Here is a 14,615-nt window from a genome sequence, read left to right on the forward strand (position 1 = left end):
AGGCGTACATGCTGGATAAAATTGTTATCGCTAACCGCGGCGAGATCGCACTGCGTATTCTTCGTGCCTGTAAAGAACTGGGCATCAAGACCGTCGCTGTGCACTCAAGCGCGGATCGCGATTTAAAACACGTATTGCTGGCGGATGAGACGGTCTGTATTGGCCCGGCTCCGTCCGTAAAAAGCTATCTGAACATCCCGGCTATCATCAGCGCCGCTGAAATCACCGGCGCGGTGGCAATTCATCCGGGTTACGGCTTCCTCTCTGAGAACGCCAACTTTGCTGAGCAGGTTGAACGCTCTGGCTTCATCTTCATCGGCCCGAAAGCCGACACCATTCGCCTGATGGGCGACAAAGTGTCTGCAATCACTGCGATGAAAAAAGCCGGTGTGCCAACCGTACCAGGCTCTGACGGCCCTCTGACCGACGACATGGATGCTAACCGTGCTCATGCTAAACGCATTGGCTACCCGGTTATCATCAAGGCGTCCGGCGGCGGCGGCGGTCGCGGTATGCGCGTTGTGCGTAGCGATGCTGACCTGGCGCAGTCCATCTCCATGACCAAAGCTGAAGCGAAAGCCGCTTTCAGCAATGACATGGTATACATGGAAAAATACCTGGAAAACCCACGCCACATCGAAATTCAGGTGCTGGCTGACGGTCAGGGCAACGCGATCTATCTGGCAGAACGTGACTGCTCCATGCAGCGTCGTCACCAGAAAGTGGTCGAAGAAGCGCCAGCACCGGGTATTACCCCGGAACTGCGTCGCTACATCGGCGAGCGTTGCGCCAAAGCGTGTGTCGATATCGGCTATCGCGGGGCGGGTACCTTTGAGTTCCTGTTCGAAAACGGCGAGTTCTATTTCATCGAAATGAACACCCGTATTCAGGTTGAACACCCGGTTACCGAAATGATCACCGGCGTTGACCTGATCAAAGAACAGCTGCGTATCGCAGCCGGTCAGCCGCTGTCCATCAAGCAGGAAGAAGTTGTGGTGAAAGGCCATGCGATCGAGTGTCGTATCAACGCCGAAGACCCGAACACCTTCCTGCCAAGCCCGGGTAAAATCACGCGTTTCCACGCGCCGGGCGGCTTTGGCGTGCGTTGGGAATCTCATATCTACGCCGGTTACACCGTACCGCCGTACTATGACTCAATGATCGGTAAACTCATCTGCTACGGCGAAAACCGTGACGTGGCGATTGCCCGCATGAAGAACGCCCTGCAGGAGCTGATCATCGACGGTATCAAAACCAACGTTGATCTGCAGATGCGCATTATGAGCGACGAGCACTTCCAGAATGGTGGAACCAACATCCACTATCTCGAGAAGAAACTCGGTCTTAACGAGAAGTAAGACTACGCGCACACGAAAAGGCCGGATTATCCGGCCTTTTTTATTTCTGGGGCCTGGAAAGCCTCATCATGTACAATCCCCGCTTTCTTCATCCACAAGGGACAAAAAATGGACAAACGTTTTGTTCAGGCCCATAAAGAAGCGCGCTGGGCGCTGTGGCTGACCCTTCTCTATCTCGCCGCATGGTTAGTAACTGCTTACTTACCGAATTCAGCGTCCGGCATAACCGGCCTGCCGCACTGGTTTGAAATGGCGTGTCTGCTGGTGCCGTTGATTTTTATTTTGCTCAGCTGGCTGATGGTGCGCTTTATCTTCCGCGATTTCCCGCTGGAGGACAGTGATGCAAACTGAAATCATCACCGTACTGGTTGTCTATTTGATCGTGGTATTTGGCCTCTCTTTCTATGCCATGCGCAAACGCAGTACCGGATCGTTCCTGAGCGAATATTTCCTCGGCAGCCGTTCCATGGGCGGGTTTGTGCTGGCGATGACGCTGACCGCCACCTACGTGAGCGCCAGTTCATTTATCGGCGGACCGGGAGCCGCATACAAATACGGCCTGGGCTGGGTATTGCTAGCCATGATTCAGGTGCCCACGATTTGGCTGTCACTGGGTATTCTGGGCAAAAAATTTGCCATACTCGCTCGCCGCTATAACGCCATTACGCTGAACGACATGCTGCAGGCGCGTTATCAGAGCCGCGCGGTGGTCTGGATTGCCAGTATCAGCCTGATTGTCGCCTTCGTCGGCGCCATTGCCGTTCAGTTTATTGGCGGCGCGCGCCTGCTGGAAACGGCAGCGGGTATTAAGTACGAGACCGGGCTGCTCATCTTCGGGATCACGATTGCGCTGTACACCGCGTTTGGCGGTTTCCGCGCCAGCGTGCTGAACGACACCATGCAGGGCATGGTGATGCTGATAGGTACTCTTGTGCTGCTGGTTGGCGTCATCTACGCGGCCGGTGGGTTACACAATGCGGTGCAAACGCTGGAACAGATTGATCCTAAGCTGGTCAGCCCTCATGGTGCTGACGATATCCTGACGCCCGCGTTTATGACCTCCTTCTGGGTGCTGGTTTGCTTTGGGGTTATCGGTCTGCCGCACACCGCCGTGCGCTGTATCTCCTATAAAGACAGCAAAGCCGTTCACCGCGGGATTGTGATTGGTACCGTCGTTGTCGCCCTTCTGATGTTGGGCATGCATCTGGCGGGCGCGCTGGGTCGAGCTGTATTACCTCACCTGACCGTGCCGGATCAGGTGATCCCAACGCTGATGGTGCAGGTTCTGCCGCCGTGGGCCGCTGGTTTATTCCTTGCTGCACCGATGGCGGCCATCATGTCCAACGTTAACGCGCACCTGCTTCAGGCTTCCGCCACCATTATCAAAGATCTGTGGCTTAGCGCGCGTCCGGCTAAAATGCATAATGAGCAGAAGCTGAAACGCATCTCAACCTGGACCACGCTGGTGCTCGGTATTCTGATGATGCTCGCCGCATGGCGTCCGCCGGAGATGATCATCTGGCTGAACCTGCTGGCATTTGGTGGGCTGGAAGCGGTATTCCTGTGGCCGCTGGTGTTAGGGCTCTACTGGGAGCGGGCAAACGCGGCGGGCGCGCTGAGCGGCATGATCGTCGGCGGTGTGCTGTATGCCGTCCTCGCAACGTTTAAGATTCAGTACCTGGGCTTCCATCCGATTGTGCCTTCGTTACTGCTAAGTTTACTGGCGTTTGTGGTGGGGAACCGTTTCGGTCAGCCTGTCCCACAACCCGCTATGATTTCTACTGATAAATAAAGAGTTTTGCCATGCCGTGGATCCAACTAAAACTGAACACAACCGGCGCTAACGCCGAGGAACTGAGCGATGCGCTGATGGAGGCCGGCTCGGTCTCTATCACCTTCCAGGACACGCATGACACGCCGGTCTTTGAGCCGCTGCCGGGCGAAACCCGCCTGTGGGGCGATACCGACGTTATTGGCCTGTTTGATGCCGAAACCGATATGAAAGAGGTTGTCGCGATTCTGGAAAACCATCCTCTGCTGGGCGCGGGTTTTGTGCACAAAATCGAACAGCTGGAAGATAAAGACTGGGAACGCGAGTGGATGGATAACTTCCACCCGATGCAGTTCGGCAAGCGTCTGTGGATCTGCCCAAGCTGGCGCGACGTCCCTGACGAGAATGCGGTCAACGTGATGCTCGACCCGGGCCTTGCATTTGGTACCGGCACTCACCCAACCACGTCCCTGTGCCTGCAGTGGCTGGATGGTCTCGATCTGGACGGGAAGACGGTGATCGACTTCGGCTGTGGATCCGGGATCCTCGCGATTGCCGCCCTGAAACTGGGCGCAGCTAAAGCCATCGGGATCGATATCGATCCGCAGGCCATTCAGGCCAGCCGCGACAACGCCGAGCGTAACGGCGTGTCCGATCGACTGGAGCTGTATCTGCCGGATGCACAGCCAGACGCCATGAAAGCCGATGTGGTGGTCGCAAACATTCTGGCAGGCCCACTGCGTGAGCTGGCCCCGTTAATCAGCGTGCTGCCCGTTGAGGGCGGTCTGCTGGGGCTTTCGGGTATCCTGGCAAGCCAGGCGGACAGCGTGTGCGAAGCCTACGCCGATCTTTTCGCTCTCGACCCAGTGGTGGAGAAAGAAGAGTGGTGTCGTATTACCGGTCGTAAAAAATAAGCAATTGGCGTGGTCATCTGACCACGCCTTTCACCCTCTGATTGTTCTCTCTCCCTCTGCCATTCTTCGGTAAAATAACCACACAAATCATGTTGATTTGTATTATAAAAATTCACCGGAAGAATATGATGAAACACATTACAGGCAAGGCAGCGCTGCTGGCGCTGAGCATGGTTTCGGCTTCAGCATTTGCATCACACTGGAGCTACGAAGGGGAAGGTTCGCCGGAACACTGGGGCGAGCTGGACGAGGCATACAAGACCTGTCAAAGCGGGATGAACCAGTCTCCAATTAATATTGATTCGACCGCTAACGCCCATCTCCCTCCGCTTAAAACGCACTACATTGATGGCCCTGTCGGGCTGACAAACAATGGCCATACCATTCAGGCCAGCGAAAAAGCAGATACCCGCAACACGATAACCCTGGACAAGCAAACCTGGACGCTACAGCAGTTCCACTTCCATGCGCCGAGCGAAAACACCGTGCATGGCAAGAAGTACGCGATGGAGATGCATCTGGTACATAAAAACAGCGCGGGTGAGCTGGCCGTGGTGGCCGTCATGTTTGATAACGGTGCTGCGAATCCCGAGCTGGAAAAGCTGTGGAGTGTGATGCCTCAGCAGGCTGAACAGAATGTATCGATTGAGAAGGAGCTCAACCTGAACAAACTGCTGCCAAAGGTGAAAACTTACTGGCGCTTTAGCGGCTCCTTGACCACGCCACCGTGTTCTGAAGGGGTCACCTGGATCGTGCTCAAACAGCCGTTAACCCTCTCAGCAGAACAGCTTGAGAAATTTACTCATACCATGCATCACGATAATAACCGTCCGGTACAGTCGCTGCACGGGCGCGTTGTGGTCGAATAAGACGCATTTTTCGCATGACGATCATGTTCTAAAATGCGACGCAGATCGCAAAGAAGTGGGGAAATCTGCTGCTAAAAACAGCAGATTATCCCGCTTCATCGAAGCATTTATTCAGAAATGATGAGAAGTTACGGGAAATTGTAAGCGCCTATAAAATAACCATTCTCGTATAACATAATGATTTAAATAATGAATAATTTTGAACGGAAAGATTGAGCGGCGATTCCTTGATCTACAACAGTGGATTGTTCAAAGTTTGGCCTTTCATCTCGTGCAAAAAATGCGTAATATACGCCGCCTTGCAGTCACAGTATGGTCATTTCTTAACTCATGCGCATCGGACACCACCAGCTTAGAAATCGCCTGATCGCAGCCCCTATGGCAGGTATTACAGACCGGCCGTTCAGGACGCTGTGCTATGAGATGGGAGCCGGTTTAACCGTATCCGAGATGATGTCGTCTAACCCGCAGGTTTGGGAAAGCGATAAATCCCGCCTTCGGATGGTGCACGTTGATGAACCAGGTATTCGCACCGTGCAAATTGCCGGAAGCGTGCCTGAAGAGATGGCAGATGCCGCGCGGATTAACGTGGAAAGTGGTGCCCAGATTATTGATATCAATATGGGGTGCCCGGCCAAAAAGGTGAATCGCAAGCTTGCAGGTTCAGCCCTTCTGCAATACCCCGACCAGGTGAAAGCTATCCTGACGGCGGTTGTCAGCGCAGTGGACGTTCCTGTTACGTTGAAGATTCGCACGGGTTGGTCGCCGGAACACCGTAACTGTGTAGAGATTGCCCAACTGGCCGAAGACTGTGGCATTCAGGCCCTGACCATTCATGGACGCACTCGCGCCTGTTTGTTCAACGGTGAAGCTGAATACGACAGCATTCGGGCAGTTAAGCAGAAAGTTTCCATTCCGATTATCGCGAATGGCGACATAACTGACCCGCTTAAAGCCAGAGCTGTACTCGACTATACGGGAGCTGATGCTCTGATGATAGGACGTGCCGCTCAGGGAAGACCCTGGATCTTCCGGGAAATCCAGCATTATCTGGACACTGGGGAGCTGCTTGCCCCGCTGCCTCTGGCAGAGGTTAAGCGCTTGCTTTGTTCGCATGTTCGGGAACTGCATGACCACTACGGTCAGGCAAAAGGGTACCGAATTGCGCGTAAACACGTCTCCTGGTATCTCCAGGAGCACGCTCCAGATGACCAGTTTCGGCGCACATTCAACGCCATAGAGGATGCCAGCGTACAGCTGGAGGCGTTGGAGGCATACTTCGAAAATCTTGCGTAATGAAATAAAGAGCTGACAGAACTATGTTCGAACAACGCGTAAATTCTGACGTACTGACCGTTTCTACCGTTAACTCTCAGGACCAGGTAACTCAAAAGCCCCTGCGTGACTCGGTTAAACAGGCACTGAAGAACTATTTTGCTCAACTGAACGGTCAGGATGTTAATGACCTGTATGAGCTGGTACTGGCTGAAGTTGAACAGCCACTGTTGGACATGGTGATGCAATACACCCGCGGTAACCAAACCCGCGCTGCGCTGATGATGGGTATCAACCGTGGTACTCTGCGTAAGAAACTGAAAAAATACGGCATGAACTGATACTAGTCAGTTAAATGCTTGTTTAAAAAGGCGCTCTTCGGCATGGGGAAGCGCCTTTTTTATTACCTGTACCTCTCCGTCAACGCAGTGTAAACCTTCGCTTCTCCCGCTTTTAAACCACGGTTTTTCGTGTATATTTTTCCCCATCCTACAGGCGCTCTTCTCGCGGAATGACACAATGATTCGTAAATACTGGTGGCTGATTGTCTTTGCAATCTCCGTTCTCATTTTCGATGCACTCCTGATGCAGTGGATTGAACTGATGAGTACCGAAACCGATAAGTGTCGCAATATGAACTCCGTCAATCCGCTGAAACTTGTGAACTGCTCCGAGCTCGACTAACCGCCCGATTGCGCAAATCGCCCCGTTATTACCCACTAAAAACGGGGATTTAAATCCCTTTGAGCCATTACCTGACGGTGATAATGTCTCGCCCTTCTCAACCGCTCTAGCGTAACCCCACACTCGAGTAGAACCGTCCATGCTGGTCAGCCAATACAACCATATCCTTGTCGTCCTCTCCTTTGTTGTTGCCATCCTTGCGGCGTATACCGCGCTGAACATGGCTGCACGCGTCGCCGGGAGTGAGGGCGTCGCTGCCCGCGTCTGGCTGGCTGGGGGCGGTATTGCAATGGGCATTGGCGTGTGGGCGATGCATTTTATCGGCATGCTGGCGATGGACCTCTCCATGAGCATGAGCTACAACGCCACCCTGACGGTGTTATCCATGGTCATCGCCGTGGGTTCGTCGCTGTTTGCGCTATGGCTCGTGAGCTGCGAGCAATTACGCCTGCGCCGACTGCTGCCCGGCGCGCTGGTGATGGGGAGCGGTATTGTTGCTATGCATTACACCGGCATGGCGGCGCTGGAAGTGATGCCGGGGATAATCTGGGACAAGGTTTGGGTGGCCATTTCGGTCGCGATTGCGCTTGCCGCTTCTCTCGCGGCACTATGGCTGACCTTCCGCCTGCGTCGCGAAGCCGCACAGGTCGTGCTGATGCGCATGGGGGCCGCCATCACGATGGGGATTGCCATTGCCGGTATGCACTATGCCGGGATGAAAGCGGCGCAGTTTCCCATGTCCACAATGGTTCATCATGAGGGGATTAACGGGAGCTGGCTGGCGGTGCTGGTCAGCGTTGTCGCCCTCTCTATTCTTGGGATTACCCTGCTGGTGTCGATGCTGGATGCCCGCCTTCAGGCACGTACCGCCCTTCTGGCCTCGTCGCTGGCAGAAGCTAACCGGGAACTCGCTCAACTGGCGCTGCACGATACCCTGACGCGTCTGCCCAATCGTATCCTGCTGGAAGACAGACTCGATCAGGCCATCAGCAAAGCCGATCGTGAAGGGAATCACTTTGCCCTGATGTTCATGGATCTCGACGGCTTTAAAGCCATCAATGACGCCTACGGCCATGATGTCGGTGACAGGCTGCTGGTCGCCGTTACGCAGCGTCTGCTGCTTCTCCTGAAAGGCCAGTTCACCCTTGCACGTATCGGCGGTGATGAGTTTGTTCTGCTGGCAGAGGGAGAAGGTCCGGACGACGCGGCATCGCTGGCAAATTCGCTGGTCCGCGCGATCGATAGCCCGTTCAATCTCGGCCCCTATGAACTGGTGGTGACTCTCAGCATTGGTATCGCACTGTACCCTCACGACGGCAAAACTGAGCGTGAGCTGATGTTTAACGCCGACGCGGCGATGTATCACACGAAGCATATGGGCCGTAACGGTTACCACTTTTTCCAGCCCTCTATGAACACCCTGGCGCAGACCCATCTCCAGTTAATGAACGATCTGTGGATGGCGATCGATCGCAATGAGCTGCGCCTGCTGTATCAGCCAAAATTTCACGCCCCCGCGGGTCCTGTCCTCGGATTCGAGGCGTTATTGCGCTGGCAGCATCCTAAGCAGGGGTTACTGACGCCGGAGCTTTTTCTGCCGCTGGCGGAAAAAACGGGGCTGATCATCCCCATTGGCAACTGGGTGATTAATGAAGCCTGTCGCCAGCTGCGGGAATGGCATCTTCAGGGGCATCAAAGCTGGTCAATGGCGGTAAACCTGTCGACACTGCAGTTTGAACAACCTTCGCTGGTGAAAACGGTTCTCGACTGCCTGGCTCTTCACCATGTGCCACCGGAAATGTTGATCCTCGAAGTGACGGAAACCACGGCGATGAGCAACCCGGATGAGAGCGTAAGGGTGCTGACAGAGCTAACGGATGCGGGCGTGAAGGCCTCCATTGATGATTTTGGCACCGGATATTCGAGCCTGCTGTATCTCAAGCGGTTACCGGCCTGTGAATTGAAAATCGACAGGGCGTTTGTGAAAGAGCTAAGCGGCGAAAGCGAGGATGCCACTATTGTCTCAGCGATTGTGGCCCTCGCTAAAACACTTAACCTGAAGGTCGTGGCAGAAGGTGTAGAAACCGAAGCACAGCAAGCCTTTTTAACCGAGCTGGGCTGTAACACCCTTCAGGGTTATCTGTTAGGTAAACCCACCAGCGCGCAGACCATAGAAGCACTTTGTGCCCGAGGGGAAATGTTACCTGGCGCTGAGCTGTAAGCATCCTCATCAGGCGACACGCGAATGACAGGGAGTGTCGCCAGTATGCTATCAACCAGAGCGGGAGCCTGCTGATAAAGATTAAAACTGTCGTTATTCATTAACCAGTTTTTAATTATTCCGCTAAAAAAACCGTGGAATACAATCAAGGTGAGATCAACATTCACCTTTGGCGAAATGATATTCTGCGAAATACAGGTCTCCAGCGTGGCGCGTAGCGTGTCATCATTGAATCCAATGCGGTTTCTGATTTCACGCTCTGAAATCATATCACTGCTAAATTCACACTTATGATACAGAATTTGTAAAAGCGCACATTGCCGGGGTTCACGGGCAATATACTGCAGCGCAGTAATAAATTGCTCACGAAGTTTTAACAATGGGTCGTCGCTATCGGAAAGGGAAAGCCTGTCACGAATAATGTCGCGAAGCGGTAATTGCTGTTCCCAGATGGCATTAAATATTTCTGATTTACTGGTGAAGTGCCAGTAGATCGCGCCGCGCGTCACCTTTGCAGCATCAGCGATATCCGTCAGCGTCGTACTGGCTACGCCACGCGTCGCAAACTGTCCTATAGCCGCCTCAATCAGCTGCTGCCGGGTTTGTTGAGCCTCTTCTTTCTTTTTACGCGCCATAGGCAACTACTCGTTACTCACAAGGTTTAAAGGTAATATTGCGTTCATGCAAATGTAAGTATTCACTAAAATCCGTTTTAATTTTGCACAAAAAAAGTCACCTCTCTTAATTTATAATTAATACAAATACATCGAGCCAATTAAATTGACGGGATGAATAACCAAACAACATAAACCCCATTTACCTGATTAACATGCCTGAAGTATATCCCGGAATGGACCAGGTCTGATTCTGATTTTCTCCAGAAGCATGGTCATTCGCACTTATAAATTAAAAAACATTAAATACCCTCATTATTATACGCAGCTACATTTTATTTTTTATCCCTCTGCCCCAGCTACCGGTTCGCGGCATATATCGGTTAATGGGTATTTAAAGGAACAGTAATGACGAATCATTTCAGACGCTTGCCCTTATCCGGTTTCATTGTCTGCGCGGTACTGCTCACTGGATGCGATGGTCAGGAAAATCAACAACAACACCTGCAGGCGCCTCAGGTCAGCGTGCACATTGTGAAAAGCGCACCTCTGGCTGTCACCACTGAACTCCCGGGCAGAACAGATGCATTTCGCGTTGCGGAGGTTCGTCCTCAGGTTAGCGGCATTATCCTTCGCCGCAACTTCGCGGAAGGTAGCGATGTAAAAGCGGGTGAGTCACTTTACCAGATTGATCCTGCGACCTATCAGGCAGCCTATGACAGCGCGAAAGGCGAACTGGCGAAGGCTCAGGCGGCGGCCAATATTGCGCACCTGACGGTAAAACGCTATCTCCCGCTGGTAGGCACCCAATATGTCAGTAAGCAGGAGTATGACCAGGCCGTGGCGACGGCTCAGCAGGCAGATGCCAGCGTGGTTGCCGCGAAAGCTGGCGTTGAAAGCGCACGTATCAACCTTGCCTACACCAAAGTGACCTCTCCTGTTGATGGTCGTATCGGGAAATCCAGCGTGACTGAAGGGGCACTTGTGACGAACGGACAGGCCTCAGCGCTGGCAACGGTCCAGCAGCTCGATCCGATTTATGTCGATGTCACCCAGTCCAGTAATGATTTTATGCGCCTGAAACAGACGAGCCTGCAAAAAGGCGATACCGCCAGCAGCGTTGAGCTACTGATGGAGAACGGGCAGCCCTACCCGCTGAAAGGCACCTTGCAGTTCTCTGACGTCACGGTCGATGAAAGTACCGGCTCGATTACCCTGCGCGCCATTTTCCCGAACCCTCAGCATATGCTGTTACCCGGCATGTTTGTTCGCGCCCGCATTGATGAAGGCACTCAGCCGGATGCGATTCTGGTTCCCCAGCAAGGCGTGACCCGCACACCGCGAGGTGATGCAACCGTCCTGGTGGTGAACGATAAAAACCAGGTTGAGTCGCGTACCGTCGTCGCCACGCAGGCAATTGGCGATCGCTGGCTGGTGACGGAAGGGCTGAAAAACGGTGACCGCGTGATTGTCAGCGGGCTACAGAAAGTCAGACCGGGGGTAACCGTCGTCGCCACGCCGGATACCACCACGACTCCAGCCGGTTAAGGGACGACGACATGGCTAACTTCTTTATTCAGAGACCGGTTTTCGCCTGGGTACTTGCCATCATCCTGATGATTGCAGGCGGGCTGGCCATTCTCAAACTTCCGGTCGCACAGTATCCGACTATCGCCCCTCCCGCCGTGGCGATATCCGCGACCTACCCGGGAGCGGACGCTCAAACGGTGCAGGATACCGTGACCCAGGTTATCGAACAGAACATGAACGGTATCGATAACCTGATGTATATGTCCTCCACCAGCGATTCAGCGGGTAACGTCACCATCACCCTGACCTTCGAGTCAGGCACCGACCCGGACATCGCTCAGGTGCAGGTGCAGAACAAGCTGCAGCTCGCCATGCCGCTGCTGCCGCAAGAGGTTCAGCAGCAAGGGATTGGCGTGGAGAAATCCAGCAGCAGCTTCCTGCTGGTCGCCGGTTTTGTTTCAGACAACAAAAACCTTACGCAGAATGACATCTCTGACTATGTCGCCTCAAACGTCAAAGATGCCATCAGCCGAACGTCTGGTGTTGGTGACGTTCAGCTGTTTGGCGCTCAGTATGCGATGCGCATCTGGCTCGACAGCAACGCGATGAACAAATACCAGCTGACGCCGCTGGATATTATCAACCAGCTGAAAACCCAGAACGATCAGATAGCGGCAGGCCAGCTGGGCGGAACGCCGTCCATTCCCGGGCAACAGCTGAATGCCTCGATCATCGCGCAAACCCGCCTGAAATCACCGGAAGAGTTTGGCCGCGTGACGCTCAAGGTGAACCAGGACGGCTCGATGGTTCATCTGAAGGACGTGGCTCGTATTGAGCTGGGCGGCGAAAACTACAACATGGTCACTAAAATCAACGGGCAGGCGGCAACCGGTCTGGGAATTAAGCTGGCAACCGGGGCAAATGCGCTGGACACTGCGGCAGCCATCAAAAGCAAGCTGGCGCAGCTGCAGCAGTTCTTCCCACAGGGGCTGAAAGTTGTCTATCCCTATGACACCACGCCTTTTGTGAAAATCTCCATTCACGAAGTGGTGAAGACCCTGTTTGAAGCGATCGTTCTCGTCTTCCTGGTCATGTACCTGTTCCTGCAAAACCTGCGGGCGACGCTCATCCCGACTATCGCGGTGCCGGTCGTTCTGCTGGGCACCTTTGCGGTTCTGGCGGCGTTTGGTTTCTCCATCAATACCCTGACGATGTTCGGCATGGTGCTGGCGATAGGTCTGCTGGTCGATGACGCTATCGTAGTCGTTGAGAACGTCGAACGTGTCATGGTCGAGGACAAGCTGCCGCCGAAAGAGGCTACGCAGAAGTCGATGGAGCAGATCCAGGGCGCACTGGTCGGGATCGCCATGGTGCTCTCGGCGGTCTTTATTCCGATGGCCTTTTTTGGCGGCTCGACGGGGGCGATCTATCGCCAGTTCTCGCTGACTATCGTTTCCGCTATGGCGTTGTCCGTACTGGTTGCGCTCATCCTGACGCCCGCACTCTGCGCAACGTTGCTTAAGCCCGTATCCGGCGACCATCATGAGAAAAAAGGGGGCTTCTTCGGCTGGTTTAACGCGCTCTTTGATAAAAGCGTGGAGCACTACAGCAACAGCGTGAGCGGTATTTTGCGTAAGACAGGGCGCTATCTGGTGGTGTACGTCATTATTGTCGGTGGGATGGCGGTACTCTTCCTGCGCCTACCCACCTCCTTCCTGCCCGAAGAGGATCAGGGGGTGTTTATGACGATGGTTCAACTCCCGGCAGGTGCAACCCAGACGCGTACTCAGCAGGTCCTCGACCAGGTTCAGGACTACTACCTGAACAAAGAGAAGGCGAACGTTGAATCCGTCTTTACCGTAAACGGCTTTAGCTTTAGCGGCCAGGGTCAGAACTCCGGTATTGCATTCGTCAGCCTGAAGCCCTGGGAGGAGCGCCCGGGGTCGGAAAATGGTGTCGAAGCCATTGTGGGCCGCGCGACGAAAGCCTTCAGTCAGATTAAAGATGGCCTTGTTTTCCCGTTTAACCTGCCTGCAATTATTGAGCTGGGTACCGCCACGGGCTTCGACTTTGAATTGATCGATCAGGCTAACCTGGGGCATACCCAACTGACGCAGGCGCGTAACCAACTGCTCAGCATGGTGAAAGAGCACCCTGATCTGCTGGTTCGCGTGCGCCCTAACGGTCTTGAAGATACGCCTCAGTTCAAACTGGATGTCGATCAGGAGAAAGCCCAGGCGCTGGGCGTCAGCCTTTCTGACGTCAACCAGACGATTTCGACAGCATTAGGTGGCACCTATGTGAACGACTTTATCGATCATGGGCGCGTGAAAAAGGTCTACGTACAGGCCGACGCCAAATTCCGTATGTTGCCAGGCGATATTAACAACCTCTACGTGCGCAGCGCGAATGGGGAAATGGTCCCGTTCTCTGCCTTTAGCAATGCTCATTGGGTCTATGGTTCACCTCGCCTGGAGCGCTATAACGGGATGCCCTCTATGGAGATCCTCGGTGAATCAGCCCCGGGTAAAAGTACCGGTGAGGCCATGGTTATGATGGAAAGTCTCGCGGCAAAACTGCCTTCCGGCATCGGCTATGACTGGACGGGAATGTCCTATCAGGAGCGGCTCTCGGGTAACCAGGCGCCTGCACTGTACGCCATTTCGCTGATCGTGGTGTTCCTGTGTCTGGCAGCGCTGTATGAAAGCTGGTCCATTCCGTTCTCCGTTATGCTGGTTGTACCGCTGGGGGTCATTGGGGCGCTTCTCGCAGCATCGCTGCGCGGGTTAAACAATGACGTCTATTTCCAGGTCGGCCTGCTGACGACGATTGGTTTATCGGCGAAAAATGCCATCCTGATCGTCGAATTTGCTAAAGACCTGATGGAGAAAGAAGGCAAAGGCATTATTGAAGCCACGCTGGAAGCTTCCAGGATGCGCCTTCGACCGATCCTGATGACGTCTCTGGCCTTTATCCTTGGCGTCATGCCGCTGGTGATCAGCTCCGGTGCCGGGAGCGGTGCACAAAACGCCGTCGGTACGGGCGTTATGGGGGGAATGCTTTCCGCAACGCTTCTGGCGATTTTCTTCGTGCCCGTCTTCTTTGTGGTTGTTCGGCGACGGTTTACTCACCATAAAGAGTAATATTCCCCCGAAAAGGCACCTTTGGTGCCTTTTTTATTTTTAACATAAACAATGAATTACGCTTTACATAAAGGCAGTGTTAAAAACATGATGATTTGCATTAAGTAAAAACAGTCTCTTGCAGCTCCATAATGTCTCCATTAATTCCTCCTGAAACCGATTTTTCTCCACGATTTTTACAAACTACATAATTTGAGATTATTCCTCGTGTAACGAGGACTTACCCCGGTGGTAAA

At 53.7% G+C, this 14,615-nt stretch carries 12 protein-coding genes; 11 read left to right on the forward strand and 1 reads right to left on the reverse strand.

All coding sequences use genetic code 11. From position 1 onward, the window contains the following. The first annotated feature begins 8 nt into the window (after nucleotides 1-8). The 9 genes from accC (at nucleotide 9) to AC4IC4_RS20690 (ending at nucleotide 9,092) form a co-directional block, all read left to right on the forward strand. Nucleotides 9-1,358, forward strand: a complete 1,350-nt coding sequence (accC, locus tag AC4IC4_RS20650) for an acetyl-CoA carboxylase biotin carboxylase subunit (protein WP_024906319.1) — start codon at nucleotides 9-11, stop codon at nucleotides 1,356-1,358. Between the two features lie 108 nt (nucleotides 1,359-1,466). Further along, on the forward strand, nucleotides 1,467-1,709 hold the full coding sequence (locus tag AC4IC4_RS20655) for a YhdT family protein (RefSeq protein WP_032650447.1): 243 nt from the start codon (nucleotides 1,467-1,469) through the stop codon (nucleotides 1,707-1,709). Next, nucleotides 1,699-3,150: a sodium/pantothenate symporter gene (gene panF / locus AC4IC4_RS20660; protein ID WP_032650448.1), complete on the forward strand. Its 1,452-nt coding sequence runs from the start codon at nucleotides 1,699-1,701 to the stop codon at nucleotides 3,148-3,150. Before AC4IC4_RS20655 ends, panF begins: the two co-directional genes overlap by 11 nt. An 11-nt stretch (nucleotides 3,151-3,161) precedes the next feature. Continuing rightward, nucleotides 3,162-4,043, forward strand: a complete 882-nt coding sequence (prmA, locus tag AC4IC4_RS20665; RefSeq protein WP_032639765.1) for a 50S ribosomal protein L11 methyltransferase — start codon at nucleotides 3,162-3,164, stop codon at nucleotides 4,041-4,043. A gap of 128 nt (nucleotides 4,044-4,171) precedes the next feature. Next, nucleotides 4,172-4,912, forward strand: a complete 741-nt coding sequence (locus tag AC4IC4_RS20670; protein ID WP_048991384.1) for a carbonic anhydrase — start codon at nucleotides 4,172-4,174, stop codon at nucleotides 4,910-4,912. Between the two features lie 330 nt (nucleotides 4,913-5,242). Then, a complete protein-coding gene (gene dusB / locus AC4IC4_RS20675; RefSeq protein WP_023309409.1) occupies nucleotides 5,243-6,208 on the forward strand; it encodes a tRNA dihydrouridine synthase DusB in 966 nt (321 codons plus the stop codon). Nucleotides 6,209-6,231: 23 nt separating this feature from the next. Continuing rightward, nucleotides 6,232-6,528: a DNA-binding transcriptional regulator Fis gene (gene fis, locus AC4IC4_RS20680; RefSeq protein WP_000462905.1), complete on the forward strand. Its 297-nt coding sequence runs from the start codon at nucleotides 6,232-6,234 to the stop codon at nucleotides 6,526-6,528. Nucleotides 6,529-6,706: 178 nt separating this feature from the next. Then, nucleotides 6,707-6,871 (forward strand): DUF2556 family protein, encoded by a 165-nt coding sequence (locus AC4IC4_RS20685; RefSeq protein WP_024906314.1) that lies wholly within the window; start codon nucleotides 6,707-6,709, stop codon nucleotides 6,869-6,871. 139 nt (nucleotides 6,872-7,010) lie between these two features. After that, nucleotides 7,011-9,092, forward strand: a complete 2,082-nt coding sequence (locus AC4IC4_RS20690) for a putative bifunctional diguanylate cyclase/phosphodiesterase (protein WP_024906313.1) — start codon at nucleotides 7,011-7,013, stop codon at nucleotides 9,090-9,092. Here the strand turns inward: AC4IC4_RS20690 and envR are convergent. After that, nucleotides 9,008-9,727 carry an acrEF/envCD operon transcriptional regulator gene (gene envR / locus AC4IC4_RS20695; RefSeq protein ID WP_024906312.1) on the reverse strand — a complete coding sequence of 240 codons (720 nt, stop codon included), beginning with the start codon at nucleotides 9,725-9,727 and terminating at the stop codon, nucleotides 9,008-9,010. The genes AC4IC4_RS20690 and envR overlap by 85 nt on opposite strands. A 387-nt stretch (nucleotides 9,728-10,114) precedes the next feature. Between envR and AC4IC4_RS20700 the strand changes: the two genes are divergently transcribed. Both AC4IC4_RS20700 and AC4IC4_RS20705 read left to right on the forward strand, forming a co-directional pair. Then, on the forward strand, nucleotides 10,115-11,254 hold the full coding sequence (locus tag AC4IC4_RS20700; RefSeq protein ID WP_491471813.1) for an efflux RND transporter periplasmic adaptor subunit: 1,140 nt from the start codon (nucleotides 10,115-10,117) through the stop codon (nucleotides 11,252-11,254). Between the two features lie 11 nt (nucleotides 11,255-11,265). Then, on the forward strand, nucleotides 11,266-14,379 hold the full coding sequence (locus AC4IC4_RS20705; protein WP_024906310.1) for an efflux RND transporter permease subunit: 3,114 nt from the start codon (nucleotides 11,266-11,268) through the stop codon (nucleotides 14,377-14,379). The last annotated feature ends 236 nt before the right edge of the window (nucleotides 14,380-14,615 follow it).

The sequence above is a fragment of the Enterobacter sp. Taxon_2 genome, from assembly GCF_058355295.1.

Excerpts from the sequence above, each read along its gene's own strand:
- AC4IC4_RS20655 (WP_032650447.1), top strand. The coding sequence starts at position 1,467 with ATGGACAAACGTTTTGTTCAGGCCCATAAAGAAGCGCGCTGGGCGCTG.
- AC4IC4_RS20700 (WP_491471813.1), top strand. The coding sequence starts at position 10,115 with ATGACGAATCATTTCAGACGCTTGCCCTTATCCGGTTTCATTGTCTGC.
- accC (WP_024906319.1), top strand. The coding sequence starts at position 9 with ATGCTGGATAAAATTGTTATCGCTAACCGCGGCGAGATCGCACTGCGT.
- envR (WP_024906312.1), bottom strand. The coding sequence starts at position 9,727 with ATGGCGCGTAAAAAGAAAGAAGAGGCTCAACAAACCCGGCAGCAGCTG.
- panF (WP_032650448.1), top strand. The coding sequence starts at position 1,699 with ATGCAAACTGAAATCATCACCGTACTGGTTGTCTATTTGATCGTGGTA.
- AC4IC4_RS20705 (WP_024906310.1), top strand. The coding sequence starts at position 11,266 with ATGGCTAACTTCTTTATTCAGAGACCGGTTTTCGCCTGGGTACTTGCC.
- AC4IC4_RS20690 (WP_024906313.1), top strand. The coding sequence starts at position 7,011 with ATGCTGGTCAGCCAATACAACCATATCCTTGTCGTCCTCTCCTTTGTT.
- AC4IC4_RS20670 (WP_048991384.1), top strand. The coding sequence starts at position 4,172 with ATGAAACACATTACAGGCAAGGCAGCGCTGCTGGCGCTGAGCATGGTT.
- fis (WP_000462905.1), top strand. The coding sequence starts at position 6,232 with ATGTTCGAACAACGCGTAAATTCTGACGTACTGACCGTTTCTACCGTT.
- dusB (WP_023309409.1), top strand. The coding sequence starts at position 5,243 with ATGCGCATCGGACACCACCAGCTTAGAAATCGCCTGATCGCAGCCCCT.
- prmA (WP_032639765.1), top strand. The coding sequence starts at position 3,162 with ATGCCGTGGATCCAACTAAAACTGAACACAACCGGCGCTAACGCCGAG.
- AC4IC4_RS20685 (WP_024906314.1), top strand. The coding sequence starts at position 6,707 with ATGATTCGTAAATACTGGTGGCTGATTGTCTTTGCAATCTCCGTTCTC.